Raw genomic sequence first — 20,891 nt, 5'->3', positions numbered from 1 at the left:
TTTGATTTAAAATGACAGAATGGCTTAAAAATATTATGAAGAAATCAAATTTTATAAACCTAGACAGTTTGTCATTTCAGGATTTTGATGAAAATTCAGAATTAATTCCTTTAATGACTCCTGAGGATGAAGAGTTAATAAATAATGAGTCTTTGCCCGAGTCTTTACCAATCTTACCATTGAGAAATACGGTGTTATTTCCAGGTGTTGTAATTCCTATCACAGCAGGTCGAGATGCATCTATTAAACTAATTAATGATGCGAACAAAGGAGGTAAAGTCATTGGTGTAGTTGCGCAGAAGGATGAATCCGTAGAAAACCCTAAGGCGAACGACATATATAAAACAGGTACAGTAGCACGTATACTAAAAGTGTTGAAAATGCCAGACGGTAATACAACCGTTATTATACAAGGTAAAAAGCGTTTTGGTATTAATGAAATCACTTCAGAACAGCCATATCTTACAGCAACAATTTCAGATATACCAGAGGCAAAACCTGCTCCTGATAATCAAGAGTTTAAAGCTATTATAGATTCAATAAAGGATTTATCTTTAGATATTATTAAAGAGAGTCCAAACATTCCTACAGAAGCTACATTTGCTATAAAGAATATAGAAAGTAATTCGTTTTTAGTCAATTTTGTGTCTTCCAACATGAACTTAAAGGTTGAAGAGAAACAAGCGCTTTTAAAGATTAATGATTTAAAGGAACGTGCTTTAGAGACTTTAAAGTATATGAATCTCGAATATCAAAAGCTTGAGCTTAAGAATGATATTCAGAATAAGGTTCAGAGTGATATGAACCAACAGCAGCGTGAGTATTTCTTGCACCAACAGATGAAAACCATACAGGAAGAGTTGGGTGGTGGTGTTTCTTCTGGACAAGAGATTGAAGAAATGAAGTCCAGAGCTAAGAAAAAGAACTGGGATGAAAAAGTGAACCAACATTTTGAGAAAGAATTAGCTAAAATGCAACGCATGAATCCTCAGGTAGCCGAGTATTCTATACAGCGAAATTATCTCGATTTATTTTTAGACTTACCGTGGAATGAATTTAGCAAAGATAAGTTCGACCTTAAACGTGCTATGAAAATCTTAGATCGTGATCATTTTGGCTTGGACGATGTTAAAAAACGAATCATAGAATATTTAGCAGTATTGAAACTTCGTAATGATATGAAGTCGCCAATACTTTGTTTGTATGGTCCTCCTGGTGTTGGTAAAACGTCATTAGGTAAATCTATAGCTGAGGCCTTAGGAAGAGAATATGTGAGGATATCACTTGGTGGATTAAGAGACGAGGCTGAAATTCGTGGTCATAGAAAAACCTACATTGGAGCCATGCCAGGGCGAATTATTCAGAGTTTAAAGAAAGCCGGAACCTCAAACCCAGTTTTTGTTTTAGATGAAATAGATAAATTATCTTCTGGTCATCAAGGTGATCCGTCTTCTGCCATGTTAGAAGTATTAGATCCGGAACAAAACAATGAATTTTATGATAATTTCCTTGAGATGGGTTACGACCTTTCTAAGGTTATGTTTATAGCAACTTCGAATAGTTTAAATACAATTCAGCCTGCATTAAGAGACCGAATGGAGATCATTAATGTAACTGGTTACACCATTGAGGAGAAAGTAGAAATTGCTAAACGTCATTTATTACCAAAACAATTGAAAGAGCATGGTTTAGATAGTACAGCTTTAAAAATTGGAAAACCACAATTAGAGAAAATTGTGGAAGGTTATACTAGAGAATCTGGTGTAAGAGGTTTAGAAAAGCAAATTGCAAAAATGGTACGTTATGCTGCTAAGAATATTGCGATGGAAGAAGATTACAATATAAAGGTCTCTAATGACGATGTTATTGAAGTTTTAGGAAGTCCAAGGTTAGAACGTGATAAATACGAAAATAATAATGTAGCAGGTGTTGTAACAGGATTGGCATGGACCAGAGTAGGTGGTGACATATTGTTTATTGAGTCTATTTTATCTAAAGGAAAAGGTAATCTTACCATTACCGGAAACTTAGGTAAAGTAATGAAAGAATCTGCAACGATAGCTATGGAATACATCAAAGCTAATGCAGATGAATTTGAGATAAACCCTGAAGTATTCGAGAAATATAATGTACATATTCACGTGCCTGAAGGAGCGACACCTAAAGATGGACCAAGTGCAGGTGTCACTATGTTAACATCTTTAGTATCTTTATTTACACAACGTAAAGTGAAAAAGAGCTTAGCGATGACAGGTGAAATAACACTTAGAGGTAAAGTTTTACCAGTTGGCGGTATTAAAGAAAAGATACTTGCGGCTAAACGTGCTCGGATAAAAGAAATCTTACTTTGTGCGGATAATAAGCGTGATATCGATGAAATAAAACCAGAATATCTTAAAGGATTAACCTTTCATTATGTAAAGGATATGAGCGAAGTTCTAGATATTGCCATAACTAATCAAAAAGTAAAGAATGCAAAGAAACTTTAAACTAGTACTATCTATTGTAGTTGTTTTATTATCTGGCCTTTTAGCTTTTGCTCAAGATGACGAGTTTAAAGATGTAATTTTAGATGGTAAACCAGCAAAATTAAATGTTGCTACTGGTGAAATTACTTTAGTAAATGAGGATAAAAATAAAACTCTTAAAATTCAAGTAGATAGGTCAAAACCTAAAGATTCATTAGAAATTAGTACAGATTATTATGTTGTAAAAGATGGTGAATCACTTTTTGATATTGCGAAACGCTTTAAAGTTTCTATGGCAGATCTAAAGAATGCTAATAATCTCGAAACGACATTAATTGACGAAGGTCAGAAATTAAAAGTTAGACATCTAGACGTTCCTGTTAACAAGGAAGCTAATAAAGTCATTAAAAAAAAGTATTCGTCTAATAATTCTGATTATCATATTGTCAGTGAAGGAGAAACCTTATATAGTATTGCAAAACGCTACAATGGAGACTTAACAGATTTAAAACACCAGAATCATATAAAGTCTAATCTAATTAAAGTAGGAGACAAACTACGAATCAGAAATTTTAAATCTGCAGCCAATACCTATGGTGACTCATATTGGTTAGTTTCAAAGGGTGATACTTTATATAGTATTGCTAAGAAAAGTGGAATTACAGTAGATACTATCAAACACTTAAATGCTTTGAGTAATAACATAATATATATTGGTCAAAAGTTAAAGCTAAAGTAGAATTCACATCCTCTCAAAAAATAAAAAATACATACTGTCGTTTTAAGATAGATTTAGTTATTTTGCAAAATCTATGATTAGAAGGATTACTACCTTATTTTTTTGGCTATTGGCTTTGCCATTGTTCGCGCAATTGGGTGGTGAATCAACCTATCAATTCCTAAATTTAGTGTCTTCACCAAGACAGGCTGCATTGGGAGGTAAAGTTATTACCAATTTCGATCATGATGTTACCGATGCCTTATATAATCCAGCATCAATTAATTATCAAATGCATAATCAATTAGCGGTTAATTATTCAAGCTATTTAGGTGGAATTAGTTATGGAACTGCAGCTTATGGATACACTTGGGATAGACATGTACAAACCTTTCATATAGGCATTACTTATATCAATTACGGCACATTTGATGGTTATGATGTAAATGGTGTCTCAACCGGAACTTTTACCGGTAACGAAGCCGCCTTATCAGCAGGCTATAATTACAACATTCCTTACACAGATTTTTACATAGGTGCTAATATTAAAATAATCACATCTTTATTAGAGCAGTATAACTCTATTGGCGGTGCATTAGATTTTGGTGCTATGTACATTAATGAAGATTTAGATTTTCATGCCGCATTAACGGTTAGAAATATAGGAACACAATTTTCTACTTATGCAGGTCAAAATGAGCCTTTGCCTTTAGAGATAAACTTTGGTATGTCTCAAACTCTGGAAAACGTACCATTACGCTGGCATGTTACCTTAGAAAATTTACAGCAATGGCCTATAGGTGTATCAAATCCTGCAAGAGCTACAACAGACTTAGATGGTAATCAAAGTCAAGAAGAGGTTGGGTTTTTAAATAAAACATTACGCCATCTCATCCTTGGTGCTGAGTTGTTTCCAGAAGGTGGATTTAATGTAAGGCTTGGTTATAATTTTAGAAGAGCTGAAGAATTAAGAATTGTAGACCAAAGAAACTTTTCTGGTCTTTCTGTTGGCATAGCTATAAAACTTAATAAAATGCGCTTTAGTTATACGCATGCCAGATATACTAGTGCATCAAATACCAGCTTTTTTGGACTTCAAATAGATTTAGATGGAAGAAGAAGGTAAAACCAATAATAAGAAGATAGTCATAGCCATTGATGGTTTTTCATCTACAGGCAAAAGTACTATTGCCAAAAAATTGGCGAACAAGCTTAGCTATATTTATGTAGACACAGGAGCTATGTATAGAGCTGTTACATACTTCGCGTTAGAAAATGATTTTATTGGTGACGATTTTTTTAATTCAGAAAGGTTAATTGAAAACTTAAATGAAATTACTATTACTTTTAAGTATAGTGACATCAAAGGGTTTGCTGAAGTTTATTTAAATGATAAAAATATTGAATCTGATATTAGAACTCTTAGAGTTTCTCAATTTGTTAGTCCTGTAGCAACATTATCTGAAGTAAGGCGTAAGTTAGTAGAGCAACAACAGCTCATGGGCAAAGATAAAGGTATTGTTATGGATGGTCGCGATATTGGTACAGTTGTATTTCCTGATGCAGAATTAAAAATATTTATGACAGCTTCAGCTAAAACCAGAGCAAAGCGTCGTTATAAAGAATTGTTAGAAAGAGGTCATAATTTAAGTTATGAAGATGTTCTCGAAAATGTAACCACCAGAGACCGTATTGATTCTACACGCGAAGATTCTCCCTTAGTAAAAGCAGATGATGCTATAGAAATTGATAATTCAGACTTAACTATTGAAGAGCAATTAGAAACTATTTTAAATTTAGCAGCTCATAAAATTTCCAAATAAAAAAAGCGACCCTAAAGTCGCTTTTTGATTTTATTAATATTATTAAAGATTTGGAATAATTAATTCCTGATCTGGATGAATTAAGTCCGGATTCTTAAGAATATCTGTATTAGCAGCAAAAATTTGTTTGTACTTCATGGCATCACCATAATAATGCTTAGCAGTTTTTCCTAAAGTTTCACCAGAAGAAACTGTATGTCTTGCATATACTGAATCATCAGCAACTTTAATATCTGCCATTATATCAGATGGATTTTCCCCACCAATTTCTTTAATCTTATCCCAGATTAAGTTTTTTTCATATTGAGTAGCTGCAGTTCCCATACTTTTAGCTTTCCGTCAGCTTCTTCTACGTTCCCGTCTTGAATGTTTAATTTCTCACCTAGATCAAGTAAATCTTGATATTTAGCTCTAACCATAGTTGTAAGTTTTTATTAATTAATAGTATTGTAAAGATACCAATTTTAATGTCATTATTTAGATTGTAGACATCATTTTGATACACTAATAATAAGACACAACTTATTTAATAAAGTCACTTACTTTATTGTTTGGTTTTCAGAATAATATATACTACTTTTGCAGACCTTTTGGCGATGATAGAAAACAAAAGGAAAAAACAAATAAAACTAAAACGCTTCTACAACTTATGTCGCTTCATTTTCTAGTATAGGTGTAGAATACAAATTTTAATCAGCAAAATGGCTGAAAAGAAAACAACAAAAGCTGAGGTTGAAGCAACTGAAGCAACTACAGTTGAAGCTCCAGTAGTCTCTGAAGCTCAAGCAAATCCAGAAAAATTCTTAAAAGAGTTCGATTGGCACAATTACGAAGAAGGAATTGAACAAGTAGCGGACAAAAAATTAGAAGAATTTGAAAAATTAGTATCTGAAAATTTCGTAGACACTTTAGATGATGAAGTTGTTGAAGGAAAAGTAATACATATTACAGATAGAGATGCTATAATTGACATCAATGCAAAATCTGAAGGTGTAATTTCTCTTAACGAGTTCCGTTACAATCCAGATTTAAAAGTTGGTGATAAAGTAGAAGTATTAATTGACGTACGTGAAGACGCAACTGGTCAGTTAGTATTATCTCACAGAAAAGCTCGTGTAATTAAAGCATGGGATAGAGTTAACAATGCACATGATACTGGCGAAATCGTAAACGGTTTTGTAAAATGCAGAACTAAAGGTGGTATGATCGTTGACGTATTTGGTATAGAAGCTTTCTTGCCAGGTTCTCAAATTGATGTTAAACCGATTAGAGATTACGATCAGTACGTTAATAAAACTATGGAATTTAAAGTTGTGAAAATCAACCACGAATTCAAAAACATAGTAGTTTCTCATAAAGCTTTAATTGAAGCTGATATTGAAGAACAAAAGAAAGAAATCATTGGCCAGTTAGAAAAAGGACAAGTATTAGAAGGTATTGTAAAAAATATTACTTCTTATGGTGTGTTTATCGATCTTGGTGGTGTAGATGGTTTAGTTCATATTACAGATTTATCATGGTCTCGTATCAACCATCCAAATGAGATTGTTGAGTTAGATCAAAAATTAAATGTTGTAATCCTTGATTTTGACGAGAACAAATCAAGAATCCAATTAGGTCTTAAACAATTATCTAAGCATCCTTGGGAAGCTTTAGGTGAAGATATTAAAGTTGGAGATAAAGTTAAAGGTAAAGTAGTAGTCATAGCTGATTACGGTGCATTCGTAGAAGTAGAAGAAGGTGTTGAAGGCTTAGTTCACGTTAGTGAAATGTCTTGGTCAACACACTTACGTTCTGCTCAGGACTTTGTATCTGTAGGTGATGAAATCGAAGCTGTTATCTTAACATTAGATAGAGAAGACCGCAAAATGTCTCTTGGTATTAAGCAATTAACACCAGATCCATGGACAGATATTACTAAAAAATATCCTGTTGGTTCTAAACACACTGGTATTGTGCGTAACTTTACAAACTTTGGTGTATTTGTTGAATTAGAAGAAGGTATTGACGGATTAATTTATATTTCTGATTTATCTTGGACTAAGAAAATTAAGCATCCATCTGAGTTCTGTAACGTAGGTGATGAGTTAGATGTTGTTGTATTAGAGTTAGACGTAGAAGGACGTAAATTATCTTTAGGTCACAAACAAACTACTGTAAACCCTTGGGACAAGTACGAAACTGAATTTGCTTTAGGTACATCACACACTGCTGCTCTAACTGAGATAGTAGATAAAGGTGCAACAATTGATTTTAATGATGACATTACTGCATTTGTGCCACAACGTCACTTAGAAAAAGAAGATGGCTCTAAACTTAAGAAAGGTGAAGAAGCAGAATTTAAGATCATTGAGTTCAATAAAGAATTCAAACGTGTAGTAGCGTCGCATACTGCAGTATTTAGAGAAGAGGAAGCTAAGATCGTTAAGCAGGCTGTTAAGAAGGCAGAAGCTCAGGCGGCAGAAGCTAAACCAACTTTAGGTGATGCTAATGATGCTTTACAAGCACTTAAAGATAAAATGGACGGGAAGAAGAAATAATTCCTTGAGATTATAAATTTATTAAAGCCTCCCGAAAATCGAGAGGCTTTTTTTATGGACCACCTATATTTGATACTCTCATTATTTAGCTTAACTTTGCCAACCAACAACGTTTGGATACTACATGAGTCAAAAAGTACTACTAAACTCTAAAGAAGTCAATATCACTCTACATCGATTGGCTTGCCAACTTATTGAAAACCATGATGATTTTAGTGAAACAGTTCTTATAGGTATACAACCAAGAGGTAAATTTCTTGCGGATCGTTTGGCACAGATGCTCACTAAGGAATACAAAATTAAGAATATTCAATTGGGACACTTAGATATTACATTTTTTAGAGACGATTTTAGAAGAGGAGATAAACCATTAGAAGCTAATACTACAATTATTGATTTTATAGTTGAAGATAAGAACGTAGTTTTTATTGATGATGTTTTATATACGGGTAGAAGTATACGATCTGCTCTTACAGCAATTCAGTCATTCGGTAGACCAAAAAATGTAGAATTATTAACGTTAATAGATCGCAGGTTTAGTCGACATTTGCCTATTCAACCAAATTATAAAGGTAGACAAGTTGATGCCATAGATAAGCAGAAAGTGAAAGTTAATTGGGTAGAGAATGAAGGTGAAGATGTAGTGTATTTAATAGATAAATAAAATTGAAATCAAAATTATGAGTGAGTTAAGTGTAAATCACTTGTTGGGAATTAAATATCTAAACAAACAAGATATTGATTTAATTTTTGAAACTGCAGACCAGTTTAAAGAAGTTATTAATAGACCAATTAAAAAGGTCCCTTCACTTAGAGATATTACTATAGCTAATCTTTTTTTTGAAAATTCCACACGTACAAAGTTATCTTTTGAACTTGCTGAAAAACGTTTATCCGCTGATGTTATTAATTTCTCCGCATCACAGTCATCAGTAAAGAAAGGAGAAACGCTCATTGATACCGTGAATAACATACTTTCAATGAAAGTAGACATGGTGGTCATGCGTCATCCAAATCCTGGTGCAGGAGTATTCCTATCTAAACATGTGAATGCAAGTATTGTAAATGCTGGTGATGGAGCGCACGAGCATCCGACGCAAGCGCTTTTGGACTCCTACTCAATTAGAGAGAAATTAGGAACGGTTAAAGGCAAAAAAGTTGTAATAGTAGGAGATATTCTACACAGTAGAGTAGCATTGTCTAATATTTACGCTTTGCAGTTACAAGGTGCTGAAGTTATGGTTTGCGGACCTAAAACACTTTTACCAAAATATATTAAAGAGCTAGGAGTAAAAGTAGAGACAAACTTGAAAAAAGCTTTAGAATGGTGTGACGTTGCAAATATGCTAAGAGTGCAGAACGAACGTATGGATATTACTTATTTCCCTTCCACAAGAGAATACACACAACAGTTTGGTGTGAATAAAGAGCTTTTAGACAGTATAAAAAAAGATATTGTTATAATGCATCCAGGACCAATAAATCGTGGTGTAGAAATAACAAGTGATGTGGCAGATTCAAAACAAGCCATTATATTAGATCAGGTAGAGAATGGAGTCGCAGTACGAATGGCTGTAATTTATTTATTGGCATCTAAAATAAAACAGTAAGTAATGATTGTAGATAGAGACGGTAATATTACCATAATTACACAAGAAAAAGCTTCAGTTAAGACATTAGTAAATAATATTGAACAAGCTTACGATAAATACAAAAACTATCATTTAATTGTGAATTTATCTAGCCTAGATAAAATAAGTTTAGTAGATGTTATTGAATTTTTACGCTTAAGTAATAACCATCGTGGTGATAAAAAATCCTTTGTAATAGTTACAGAGACAGCAGATTTAGACCAAATGCCAGATGAAATTGTTGTGGTACCAACGCTTCATGAAGCTTACGATATTATTGAAATGGAAGATATTGAACGTGATTTAGGGTTTTAAATTTATGAAATTAACCATATTAGGCTGCCATAGTGCTACGCCACGTACCAACACCAATCCAACCTCTCAGGTTTTAGAAATTAAGAACCACATGTTTCTTATAGATTGTGGTGAAGGCACACAAGTAGAACTTCGTAGAAATAAGATTAAATTCTCTAGGATTAAGCATATTTTTATTTCACACTTACATGGCGATCATTATTTTGGTTTAATAGGTCTCGTAAGTACTTTCAGGTTACTGACCAGAGAAACAGAACTTCATATTTACGGACCAAAAGGTCTAAAGGAAGTAATTACATTACAAATGAAATTATCTGACTCCTGGACTAATTATCCTTTAATTTTTCATGAGTTAAGTTCAAAAAAGTCAGAGTTGATTTTTGAAGACGACAAAGTTGAAGTCCATACAATTCCTCTCAAACATCGCATATATACTAATGGCTTTCTGTTTAAAGAAAAGGAAAACGAACGAAAGTTAGATATGAGTGCTGTATTAAATGCAAATATTAATATGGCGTATTATAGAAAATTAAAGCAGGGAGCAGATGTAGAGAATGAGGATGGAGTATTAATAGATAATAAAAAGGTAACTAAAGATCCTATACCTCCTAAAAGCTACGCGTTTTGCAGTGATACAGTATATAATGAATCTGTTATACCAATTATAAAAAATGCAACTGTATTATATCATGAATCTACTTTCTTAGATAAAAATGAAGCACTTTGCATTCCAACAAAACATAGCACAGCAAAACAAGCCGCAACAATTGCTAAAAAAGCCGATGTAGAGACTTTAATCCTAGGTCATTATTCGACACGTTATAATGGGTATGACGAGTTTAAGTCCGAGGCAGAAACGGTGTTTAAAAATGTACTACTAGCTAAAGATGGAAAGTCTTTTGAATTCTCATAAATAGGAACTCTAGCAAATAGTAAAACTATAATTAACTATTGTAATTCGTTTAATTGACTGACCCAATCAATAGCTTCTGCTAAGCTATTAGCACGTTTTAAAGGTATAGCAGCAATTTGTTTTTCTATGTTAGCACTTAGAAATGTTGAATCTCTGTAGCTCACTATCGACGCCGCAATTAATATGCTGTCATCCTTATCAAAATAAGACCAAAGTACTGGGTCAATTGAATAAGAGTTGACACGATTAGCGATATATGCCAATGTTTTGCCATGGCCATAATGTTGGCGTAATGAAGAAAGAAGTCTATTTAATTTATTCTAATTAAATTGAACTCCTTCATTGACTTCGATAGTAAAGAAATCATCACAGAGGTAATACGATCCAAAATCTAAAACGACTTTATTATAATCTAAAGATTTTGAAAAGGAGGACTTTTCAAATTGCATTTAAAGGGTTATTAATATTAAGGGTTATCAAAGCTACACTTTTTTTGATAGAAACGAAATATTGAATTAACTTCGCAAGACTATGGAAAAAGACTTAAGCAACTACAGAAAATCTTACGAAAAAGGAGAACTTCTTAAAGATAGTATACCAGAAAACCCTATTGAATTATTTAGAAACTGGTTCATAGAAGTAGATACACATTTTGATGTTGATGAAACAAATGCCATGACTATTTCTACGCTAGGATTAGACGGTTATCCAAAGAGTAGAGTAGTGCTGCTTAAAAAATATACTTACGAAGGATTTATATTTTATACCAATTATAATAGTGAAAAAGGCAAAGCTATAGAAAGCAATCCAAATGTTTGCTTGTCCTTTTTTTGGCATGCTGCCGAACGACAAGTAATAATTAAGGGTAAAGCTGAGAAGATACCAGAAAATCTCAGCGATGGGTATTTTGAATCACGACCAAGAGGTAGTCAGCTAGGTGCTGTTGTGTCTAATCAGAGTGAAGTAGTTAAGAACCGATCAGAATTGGAAACTAAATTGAAAGATTTAGAATCTCGATACGAAGGGAAAGAAATAGAAAGACCAAAACATTGGGGAGGCTATATAGTAAAACCAATAGAAGTTGAATTTTGGCAAGGACGACCTAATAGACTTCATGATAGAATACGTTATCGGTTACAAGATGATTTCAATTGGACAATAGATCGATTAGCTCCATAATACAGTCTTGTATTTTAATCGACGAAATACATTATATTTTCGCTGTAATACACTTTTTTTAATTTCAAATGTGCATTTCATCGATGTTTTACATTAAAAATCGACGAACGACATGCATTTAATCGATTTTAACATATTATTAACAAATTAACACAAGTAGGCTTTTAATTTAGTAATCCCATAACCTAAATAACCTACTTATGAAAGTTACTAAACTATTGCCATTTATGGCTATCGTTGCCCTCTTAGGCTTTACTTCTTGCTCTACGGATAGCGCAGCAGACGGCAAAGTAAATTCAATAGAAGTACCTGTTGCACCTCAAGCAAAACAGATAGAGATTGAAATTATGGAGCTTATAAATGCTCATAGAATCAATCAAAGTTTAAATCCATTATTAGATCATAATACCGTAAAAGCAGTTGCTTATACGCATACAGATTATATGATTGAAGTAGATAACGTTTCTCACGATAACTTCTTTCAAAGAAAACAAAGTTTACAAGACAATGCAGATGCGAATATAGTGTCAGAAAATGTAGCATATGGCTTTAATTCTGCGGCATCTGTAGTTAATGCTTGGCTAAATAGTCCAAGTCATAAAGAAAACATAGAAGGCGATTTCACTGATTTTGATGTGTCCGCCGAACAGAATAGTGAAGGTAAATGGTATTTTACTAATATCTTCATTAAGCGTTAAACCGCATAAAAAGTTGATTAATAGCAAAGACAAAAAGCCACAGAAATGTGGCTTTTTTTAATTTAAAAATATGCGTAATTGTATTTTAATCGGTGGCGAATAGTTCGACTAATATTTTTTCTAATTCGGTATTCCTTAAGAGCTTGCTTTTCTTTAAGTAATTCGAGGGTTGAATTATTCGTTTACAATATAGAAGTAAGAACGTCTGTTTAATTGGTGCTCTTCTTCTTTACATTTTACGCGGTTAGCACATTTATTTAGTAATTGTGTTTCTCCATAACCTATGGCACTTTCAATTCTACTAGCGTCTATTCCTCTAGAGATAATATAATCTCTGGTAGACTTAGCTCTTCTATCTGAAAGCTTCATATTATAGCGGTCACCACCACGACTATCTGTATGCGATTCAATTTTAATTATCATTTCTGGATGCTTACGTAAAACATCCACAATATTTTCAAGTTCGTATTGTGCATCAGTTCTAATATTCCATTTATCAAAGTCAAAGAAAATTGGGTTAATTACAATTTGATTGTCTATAATCAACGGTATTAGTTCTAGATTAGCTGTAATACTCTTATCGTTTTCTTCTGTTGTCTTCACAGAGGTTTGATCTTCTTTGTAATCAATTTTATTACCTACAACCGTATAGGTCTTATTGCAATCTACAGTAAAAGTATAGTCACTTTTTTCTTTTGTATTAATTTCTTCAATGACTTTTCTAGTTTCGTCTATTAATCTAATATTAACTCCGGTTAATAGTGCACCTGTCTGAGCATCTGTTATGGTTCCTGTAATTTCTTGTTTACATTGGTAAGAATTAAAACTATAGATATCATCTCCACCTTTACCATCTGGTCTGTTAGATGAAAAATAGCCTTTTTTACTTTCTGAATCCATAAAGAAGGCAAAATCATCATAACCACTGTTATATGGTGCTCCCATATTTTTTGGCTCTGAATTATCACCTTTTAGGATGTTAGATTTAAAAATATCTAATAAACCTAAATTTAAGTATCCATCTGATGAGAAATATAGCGTACTATCTTTAGCTACAAAAGGAAACATTTCTCTACCTTCTGTATTAATTTTCTCTCCCATGTTTTCTGGGTCGCTGTAAGTTCCATCTTCATTAATTTGGACAGAGTAAATATCGGTTTGTCCGATACCACCTTCACGATCAGAGACAAAATATAGAGTCTTATTGTCCACACTAAGTGCAGGGTGACCTGTAGAAAATACATCGTCATTAAATGGTAGTTCTTCAATATCAGACCAATTACCATCTACTAAAGATGCCTTATATATTTTTAAGTGCGATGTTCCCTGTTTATCGTAATCTAAACGATTTCTTTTAGTTACATTATCTCTGGTAAAATACATTGTATTCCCATCATTCGTAATCGCTACAGAAGCTTCGTGATAATCTGTATTAATATCTTCTGCCGTAATTTCAATCACAGATCCGTAAGTTCTCACATTACCTTCATCAGTAATTGCAACTTGAAATAAGTCCAGAAAGGGTTCTTTATTCCAATTGTAGACCTTATTATCATTTCCTCTTGCAGAAGCAAAATAAAGGGTATTATCACTTATGTAAGATCCAAAATCAGAGTATTCTGAATTTAAATCTAAATTTTTTATATCAACAATTAAATTCTCTTTCATTGAGGTTAATTGATTGTATAAATCAACTTCGTCTGGGTTATAACCTTTTAATCTGCTATCACCTTGTTGTGCAACACTTAGTTCTTTAAACCAACGATCAGCTTCTTCGTAATTACCAATACTTCTTAGAGATTGTATATACTTATAAAGATATTCTGCATCGATTTTTTTATGTCTCTTTAGGGCTTCTTTGTACCAAAATGCGGCTTTATCTGACTTAGAATTATTATAATATGCATCACCAAGTCTTGTTAACACGTGAGCGCTACTATCACCTTTTTCTACGGCTTTCTCATATAATTCAATAGCTTTTACATAGCCAAAATTCTTAAAGAATTTATCAGCTAGTTTCGTCTGAGCAAAAGCGAACGAACAGCTTAGTGTAAGGATGAGAACTACTATTTTTGTTTTCATAATGCGTTTCGTTTTTAGAAGTATCTAGGCGATTTAATTCGTTTACTCTTAAAGACTTCAAACATTAGTAATACCTCGTGAGTACCACTAGTGTAAGGTCTAATGTCTGAAATAGGATATTCATAAGCATAGCCTATTCTCAATTGTTTAGACACTTGAAAATCTGCTATTCCTCCAATGGCTGCGGCTGATTCATTTATTCTGTAACCGCCTCCAATCCAAAACGTTTCGTTAAATAGAAAGTTCGCAGAGATATCAAAAGATAAAGGAGCACCATTTGTAGCTTTTAATAAAACCGATGGTTTTAGCTTGGTGGTTTCGCTTAAATCAAATACATAACCACCAGTAACGTAATAACTAATACGCTCTAATGCTACATAATCAACTGAACCACTTCTTCCTTTATTATAATCTGTATTAAGTATTCTAGGAGCAGAAAGTCCTAAATACCAACGATTAGTGTGCCAATATAAACCAGCACCAATATTTGGACTCCAACGATTAGATACATCATTAAAGAATGGATCATTGACAACCGATGGATCATTCAACAATTCTTCATCTAAATTGTAATGTGTAAATCCACCTTTAATACCAAAGGCAAGTTTAGATTCTACACCAGTTTGAATCGTATATGAAAAATCACCATAGATGTATGAGAAATTCTCATAACCTAGTTTATCATTTATAAATGAAAGTCCTAATCCTATTTTTTTATTTCTCAAAGGAGTATGAAGCGAAAGGGTTTGAGTTTCTGGTCCACCTTCTAATCCAACCCATTGACTTCTATGAAGACCAACGGCACTGAATGTTTCTCTACTACCAGCATAGGCCGGATTTATAGAGATGGTGTTGAACATGTATTGCGTAAATTGAGGTAACTGCTGCGCAAATGCAGCAGAGGCGCTCAATAAAACTATTGCAATACTTAAAAATTTAGATAACTTCATCGGTTAAGTTTATTTAGTTGCAACGTAGATAGGACCAGCGAATGGTTCTAATCCACTATTTCTTAAATTTATAATATAATAATAAGTACCTGTTGGGACTTTTCCAGAACTTCCTACCGAAGATCCGTGAGCATCGCCATTCCAATTATTTTGGTAATTGTTTGACTTATAAATCTCAGCTCCCCATCTGTTAAATATCTGTAATTCTATAACAAATCCACAGTCTTCAATACCTCTTATAGTAAAGAACTCGTTAAAGTTGTCACCATTAGCTGTTACTGTTTTAGAAATTACAATATCATCCTTACCACATGCTAAAACAACACAATTATCATCGATTGTTACATTAACTTCAATTTCCCTAGGACATGGTCCGTCTGTAAAAGAATACATAAATGTATATACTCCTAATTCAACAGAAGATGGATCAAATAAGCTACCATTAATGGTTGCATTTCCAGCAACAACACTCCACGTACCATTCATGTCAAAATCACCAGATAATAAATCGAATAGATCAAATTCAATATCTTCAATACAACGTGAGTTATCAAAAGCATTAATCACATTACTAATTTCAACAGTTATATTTTGAACAAACTCATCAACATTTCCACAGTCGTCAGAAACAATCCATGTTCTAATAATTTCGTAATCTTCGAAATCATTAACTTGAGTAGACACTTCATTGAATGTCACTTCCATATCATTAGAACAAGCATCTTCAAATACTAATTCAGGAATTTCTGGAATATCATCACAAGCGACTGTTACATTCTCATCGAAAGGAGTGACAAGTGCAGGTGCTGTTGTATCTTGAACCATGATAATCTGTGTGTAAACGTTATCATTTCCACAAGTATCAGTAGCTGTCCAGGTTCTTTCTATTATAAAATCACCAGTACATGCACCATCTGTAATTATTTCTTCAAAAGTAACTTCTGCAACACCACAATTGTCTGTTGCAGTTAAAGTTTCAGCCGTAGGTACGACATCACATTCAACTGTTGCATCTGAAGGTAAATCTTCATTAAATTCTGGTGCAGTAGTATCTATAACAGTAATAGTTTGTGTGTGCGATACTGCATTACCACACTCATCAGTGGCTGTCCATATTCTAACTAATACAAATTCATTGTCACAAGCGCCAGCTGTATTGCTTTCTTCAAATACTACAGTAATAGAATCACTACAGTTATCAATTGCAGTTATTGTTTCTGCCGCTGGAATAGCGTCACATTCTATAGTAATTTCACCAGGAAGTGTACCTTCGAAAGTAGGAGCTCTAGTATCTTCAACATTAATTGTTTGTTGAGCCGTTGTCACATTATCACAAGCGTCGGTTAATGTCCAAGTACGAACAATCATATACGTATTTACACAATCACCATCTACGATAGAATCAGTGTAAACAGCTTCTAAACCTGTATCACAATTGTCGGCTTCATCAGTCATATCTCCAGTAATAGTTACATCATCAACATCAATATCACATTCAATTGTTATATCAGAAGGAACTGTAAACGTAGGAGCAGTTGTATCCACAACATTAATAGTTTGTGTTTGTGTTGTTGTGTTACCACAGTCATCAGTTAACGTCCATGTTCGTGTAATTACCATTTCATTAGTACAGCTACCATCGGACATACTATCAGTATATGCAGCTTCCAAGGACGTATCACAATTATCAGCTTCATCTGAAACGTCGCCAGTAATAGTTAAATCATTGGCATCTACAGCACACTCAATAGTTACATCTGCAGGAGTTGTAAATGTTGGTACAGTTGTATCTTGTACTGTAATTATTTGTACTAATGTTGTCGTATTGCCACACTCATCAGTTAAAGACCATGTACGTGTAATTATAGATTCATTAGCACAGTTACTCGTTGCAACAACATCTGTATATGTAGCTTCTAAATCTATAGAACAGTTATCTACTTCATCGGTAACTTCACCAGTAGTCACAGGTTCTATATTTTCATCACATTCAATAGTTATGTCAGCAGGAACAGTGAAAGTAGGTGCAGTAGTATCTACTACATTAATAGTTTGTATTTGTGTTGTTGTATTGTCGCAATCATCAGTTAATGTCCATGTTCTTATAATTACTGATTCATTTGCACATGGACCAGCTGCAACATCATCAGAATAAGTGGCATCTAAGGTTGTATCACAATTATCTGCTTCATCAGAAACATCACCAGTAATAAAAAGGTCAGTAGCATCTACATCACACTCAATGGTTATATCGTCAGGTACAGTAAATGTTGGCGCAGTAGTATCTTCTACATTAATAGTTTGTGTTTGTATTGTTGTATTGCCACACTCATCAGTTAAAGACCATATTCTTGTAATTACTGATTCATTTGAACAATTACCAGCAGCAATGTCATCTGTAAATGTGGCTTCTAAATCCACCGAACAATTATCTCCTTCATCTACAACATCACCAGTGGTTTTTGGTTCTGTATTTTCATCACATTCTATTGTTATATCATTAGGAACAGTAAATGTTGGTGCCGTTACATCTTGTACAGTAATGATTTGCTCAGCTGTTGATTGATTACCACAATCATCTATTAATGTCCATTTTCTCATAATAACGAATGAATTAGGACAATTACCGTCAACAACAATGTCTTTATATAAAGCATCTATATCATTATCACAATTATCAGCTTCATCAGTCACATCACCCGTAATAGAAAGGTCAGTAGCATCTGTATCGCACTCGATAGTTAAATCATTAGGTGCTGTAAATGTAGGTGCTGTTGTATCTACAACATTAATAATTTGTGTTTGTGTTGTCGTATTTCCACAGTCATCCGTTAAGGTCCATGTTCTAGTAATGATAGATTCATTAGCACAAGTACCAGCAGCAGCAACATCAATATAAGTAGCATTTAAAGTTGTATCACAATTATCAGCTTCATCAGTTTTATTACCTGTTATTGATAGATCAGTTACATCTACATCACATTCAATCGTTACATCTACAGGAGTTGTAAACGTTGGCGCTGTGGTATCTTGAACCGTAATAGTTTGGTCAGCAGAAGTTATGTTATCACAAGTATCAGTAGCTGTCCATGTTCTAGTTATGGTTTTCGTATTACCACAAGCTGCAGTTTCTACATCAGATTGTGTGATAGTGACATCACCACAGGTATCAACACCAGTAGCTTCACCCGTATTGTTACTAGATTCATCCTCAGTACACTCAATAGTGACATCCATAGGAATCGTTAGTATTGGTGGCGTGGTATCTTGAACTGTTATTATTTGTATTGCACTTGCTGTATTATTACAGTTATCTGTTATTGTAAAAGTCCTTGTGACAGTAATTGGACAATTATCAGTAGAATTGACGACATCAATATATGTTATACTGTTTATATTAAAATCGTCAGAAGCATTGTAATCTGGATTTGAAGCAAAAATTACTCGTATATCACCTGAAACAGTAGTATTAAATCCAAATACGGCATTTGCTGAATCAATATCATCAGTTGAACAACCTTCAATAGTTAAGTTTGATGGCACTGAAATTTCAGGACTTGTGTTATCATCAGTGTCAATAGTAGCATTAATTGTAAATGTACATCCATTGGCATCTGTAATTAATACGGTATAGTCACCAGCAATTAAGTTCTCAAATAATCCACTTGCCTGAATAGTAGTAACATTATCAATAGAATACGTGTAAGGCGTTATTCCTCCTGAACCCTGAGCAGTTAGACTACCAGTCTTGGATCCTAAACAATCAACATCAACTATATTAGTTATAGAGCCTGAAACTACTTCTGAAGGTTCGATTACAGTAGATTGATTAGTTGCTGTACATCCATTTGCATCAGTTATAGTAACTGAATATGTGCCAGCTACAAGATTTGAAATATCTTCAGTAGTAGCACCATTACTCCATAAATATGAATATGGTGCTGTTCCACCATTTACATTTAAGTCAATTGATCCTGTATTATCACCATTACATAGAACATCAGATTTACTTCCAGTTGAGGTAAGTTCTTTTGCCGGTTGATAAATTATAAAATTTTGTGAGATCTCGCATCCATTTGCATCAGTTACAGTAACTGTGTAATTTCCTGCTATCACATTTACGAGATCTTCGCTTGTTTCACCATTATTCCAAGAATAACTGTAAGGTGATGATCCACCAGATACAGCAATATCAATTGCACCTGTAGCTTCAGTTCTACATAATACATCTGTGGTTGTACTCGATAATTCGAGATTGTCTAAAACAATAGGATTATTATTAAATGTTATACAATCCGTAAAAATATTTTTAACTACTAAATTATAAGACCCTTCACTTAATCCTGTGAAATCTGGTGAAGATTGAAACGTAATTCCATTATCTAAAGAATATTCAAATTCTGGCCCAAGTGGACTAGAAACTGATATTGTAAAGTTATCATTTGTAGATCCACAAGAAATATAAAATTCCGGTTCTGGAGGTAATGGAGCAAAGTCTATAGTCACAGTTGCTTGATCACAAACTGATGTATTTGGAACCGGTAAACAAACTTCATATTCAAAGGTTACATTACCAGTAAAACCAGGAGTTGGTGTATAACTGTAATAACCATAACTATTAAAAACAAATGAATCACCTGCAGGAGTAGGTCCAGATACTAAAGAATACGTAGAATTAATAGGAACGTTATTAGATAAATCTACGTTTCCTGAATATTTAGTATCAATACAATTTGTGTCATTTTGATCTACAGCGTATTTTTGAAGAATAAAAATCTTGCCATCACCATGATCTCTTGTTGTACCAGTAAACTCAATTTTAGTAATTTTTGAACCTTGAGGGGCTAGTGCATTTAAGAAAAATAATCCAATACCAATTGTTTGTCCATTCTCATTGCAACGTCCTGATTTCCAATAATCCGAACCATTTTCTGGTGGTCCAAATGTATATCCAAAATAATTTCCCGAATTCCTTATAAAAGTTTGTCCTAATCTTTGTTCAGGACCTCCACCTGGAGGTGTTCCCCAAACCTCAATATAAAAGCAGTTATTTCCACCTCTTTCAGTTATAGCTAATACTCCATCTGAGTTGGATGGAATTGCTGGGCTATAGAAAATAGTTTGTTTTTGTGCATTTGTAGTGTCAATAGCATTAAAATCCAAACAAATATCTTGACCATTATGATTTGCTCTAAAGTAATGATTTAAGTTTTTATCTTGAAAAGCATGAGTAGCGTTTATTACCCAGTTGTCCTGGCCACTATCTCCACCAGAAAATTCTCCATTCAATCTAATCTTATTATCACTATGGCCATCAGGTCCTAAACGAGTCATCTCATAACTTGTAGGCACAACAAATTTATTATAGATAGTTCCATTAATAGAAATTGATTCAATTGTCGCTGGATCGTCTAAATTATTTTGGACATCAGACCATTGAAATGTTATACCAGTTTGAATAGATGGCGTTTGTTGCGCTAATAACAAATTAGGCAAAACAACAAATAGAGCTATAACAATAGCCCTAATTATGTTTACGACTGAAATACAATTGTATTTGTTTCTCATATTATA

Annotated in this window: 16 protein-coding genes and 1 pseudogene; 11 read left to right on the top strand and 6 right to left on the bottom strand. The window is 33.5% G+C overall.

Going from position 1 to position 20,891, the window contains the following annotated elements:
- The first annotated feature begins 35 nt into the window (after window positions 1–35).
- The 4 genes from lon to cmk all read left to right on the top strand — a co-directional run bounded on the left by lon (window position 36) and on the right by cmk (window position 5,009).
- Window positions 36–2,489: an endopeptidase La gene (gene lon / locus ACTG3Y_RS01680; protein ID WP_439151189.1), complete on the top strand. Its 2,454-nt coding sequence runs from the start codon at window positions 36–38 to the stop codon at window positions 2,487–2,489.
- Window positions 2,473–3,207, top strand: coding sequence for a LysM peptidoglycan-binding domain-containing protein (locus ACTG3Y_RS01675; protein WP_439151188.1), 735 nt, complete (start codon window positions 2,473–2,475; stop codon window positions 3,205–3,207). Before lon ends, ACTG3Y_RS01675 begins: the two co-directional genes overlap by 17 nt.
- A 73-nt stretch (window positions 3,208–3,280) precedes the next feature.
- The gene (gene porQ / locus ACTG3Y_RS01670; protein WP_439151187.1) at window positions 3,281–4,312 is read left to right on the top strand and encodes a type IX secretion system protein PorQ; all 1,032 of its coding nucleotides are present in this window, start codon (window positions 3,281–3,283) and stop codon (window positions 4,310–4,312) included.
- Window positions 4,296–5,009: a (d)CMP kinase gene (gene cmk / locus ACTG3Y_RS01665; protein ID WP_439151186.1), complete on the top strand. Its 714-nt coding sequence runs from the start codon at window positions 4,296–4,298 to the stop codon at window positions 5,007–5,009. The genes porQ and cmk overlap by 17 nt, the downstream gene beginning before the upstream one ends.
- 42 nt (window positions 5,010–5,051) lie before the next feature.
- On the opposite strand, the pseudogene ACTG3Y_RS01660 reads toward cmk, so the two are convergent.
- A pseudogene (locus tag ACTG3Y_RS01660) lies at window positions 5,052–5,428 on the bottom strand (LysM peptidoglycan-binding domain-containing protein).
- Between the two features lie 282 nt (window positions 5,429–5,710).
- Here ACTG3Y_RS01660 and rpsA point away from each other — a divergent pair.
- From rpsA to ACTG3Y_RS01635, 5 genes are all read left to right on the top strand, one after another.
- Window positions 5,711–7,549: a 30S ribosomal protein S1 gene (rpsA, locus tag ACTG3Y_RS01655; protein ID WP_439151185.1), complete on the top strand. Its 1,839-nt coding sequence runs from the start codon at window positions 5,711–5,713 to the stop codon at window positions 7,547–7,549.
- Between the two features lie 124 nt (window positions 7,550–7,673).
- The gene (gene pyrR / locus ACTG3Y_RS01650) at window positions 7,674–8,213 is read left to right on the top strand and encodes a bifunctional pyr operon transcriptional regulator/uracil phosphoribosyltransferase PyrR (RefSeq protein ID WP_439151184.1); all 540 of its coding nucleotides are present in this window, start codon (window positions 7,674–7,676) and stop codon (window positions 8,211–8,213) included.
- Window positions 8,214–8,229: 16 nt separating this feature from the next.
- Window positions 8,230–9,159, top strand: coding sequence for an aspartate carbamoyltransferase catalytic subunit (locus tag ACTG3Y_RS01645; RefSeq protein ID WP_439151183.1), 930 nt, complete (start codon window positions 8,230–8,232; stop codon window positions 9,157–9,159).
- A 3-nt stretch (window positions 9,160–9,162) separates the two neighbouring features.
- Window positions 9,163–9,495 (top strand): ribonuclease Z, encoded by a 333-nt coding sequence (locus ACTG3Y_RS01640; protein ID WP_439151182.1) that lies wholly within the window; start codon window positions 9,163–9,165, stop codon window positions 9,493–9,495.
- A 4-nt stretch (window positions 9,496–9,499) separates the two neighbouring features.
- Window positions 9,500–10,408, top strand: a complete 909-nt coding sequence (locus ACTG3Y_RS01635) for a ribonuclease Z (RefSeq protein WP_439151181.1) — start codon at window positions 9,500–9,502, stop codon at window positions 10,406–10,408.
- Window positions 10,409–10,443: 35 nt separating this feature from the next.
- Here ACTG3Y_RS01635 and ACTG3Y_RS01630 read toward each other — a convergent pair whose 3' ends face one another.
- Together ACTG3Y_RS01630 and ACTG3Y_RS01625 are read right to left on the bottom strand one after the other, a co-directional pair.
- The gene (locus ACTG3Y_RS01630; RefSeq protein WP_439151180.1) at window positions 10,444–10,671 is read right to left on the bottom strand and encodes a hypothetical protein; all 228 of its coding nucleotides are present in this window, start codon (window positions 10,669–10,671) and stop codon (window positions 10,444–10,446) included.
- A gap of 57 nt (window positions 10,672–10,728) precedes the next feature.
- Complete coding sequence (locus ACTG3Y_RS01625) at window positions 10,729–10,857, bottom strand: hypothetical protein (protein ID WP_439151179.1); 129 nt, start codon at window positions 10,855–10,857, stop codon at window positions 10,729–10,731.
- A gap of 82 nt (window positions 10,858–10,939) precedes the next feature.
- Between ACTG3Y_RS01625 and pdxH the strand changes: the two genes are divergently transcribed.
- Both pdxH and ACTG3Y_RS01615 read left to right on the top strand, forming a co-directional pair.
- Window positions 10,940–11,587, top strand: coding sequence for a pyridoxamine 5'-phosphate oxidase (gene pdxH / locus ACTG3Y_RS01620; RefSeq protein WP_439151178.1), 648 nt, complete (start codon window positions 10,940–10,942; stop codon window positions 11,585–11,587).
- A 200-nt stretch (window positions 11,588–11,787) separates the two neighbouring features.
- The gene (locus tag ACTG3Y_RS01615; RefSeq protein ID WP_439151177.1) at window positions 11,788–12,285 is read left to right on the top strand and encodes a CAP domain-containing protein; all 498 of its coding nucleotides are present in this window, start codon (window positions 11,788–11,790) and stop codon (window positions 12,283–12,285) included.
- A 174-nt stretch (window positions 12,286–12,459) separates the two neighbouring features.
- On the opposite strand, the gene ACTG3Y_RS01610 is transcribed toward ACTG3Y_RS01615, so the two are convergent.
- From ACTG3Y_RS01610 to ACTG3Y_RS01600, 3 genes are read right to left on the bottom strand one after another with little or no spacing between them, the layout of a single operon-like run.
- Window positions 12,460–14,367 (bottom strand): OmpA family protein, encoded by a 1,908-nt coding sequence (locus tag ACTG3Y_RS01610; protein ID WP_439151176.1) that lies wholly within the window; start codon window positions 14,365–14,367, stop codon window positions 12,460–12,462.
- 14 nt (window positions 14,368–14,381) lie between these two features.
- On the bottom strand, window positions 14,382–15,317 hold the full coding sequence (locus tag ACTG3Y_RS01605; protein WP_439151175.1) for a PorP/SprF family type IX secretion system membrane protein: 936 nt from the start codon (window positions 15,315–15,317) through the stop codon (window positions 14,382–14,384).
- Between the two features lie 9 nt (window positions 15,318–15,326).
- Window positions 15,327–20,885, bottom strand: a complete 5,559-nt coding sequence (locus tag ACTG3Y_RS01600; RefSeq protein ID WP_439151174.1) for an HYR-like domain-containing protein — start codon at window positions 20,883–20,885, stop codon at window positions 15,327–15,329.
- Between the last annotated feature and the right edge of the window lie 6 nt (window positions 20,886–20,891).

Source organism: Winogradskyella sp. (assembly GCF_965656915.1).
Classification (GTDB): Bacteria; Bacteroidota; Bacteroidia; order Flavobacteriales; family Flavobacteriaceae; genus Winogradskyella.
The sequence above is the reverse complement of the archived record's forward strand: the minus strand, read 5'-3'. Positions and strand labels throughout refer to the sequence as shown.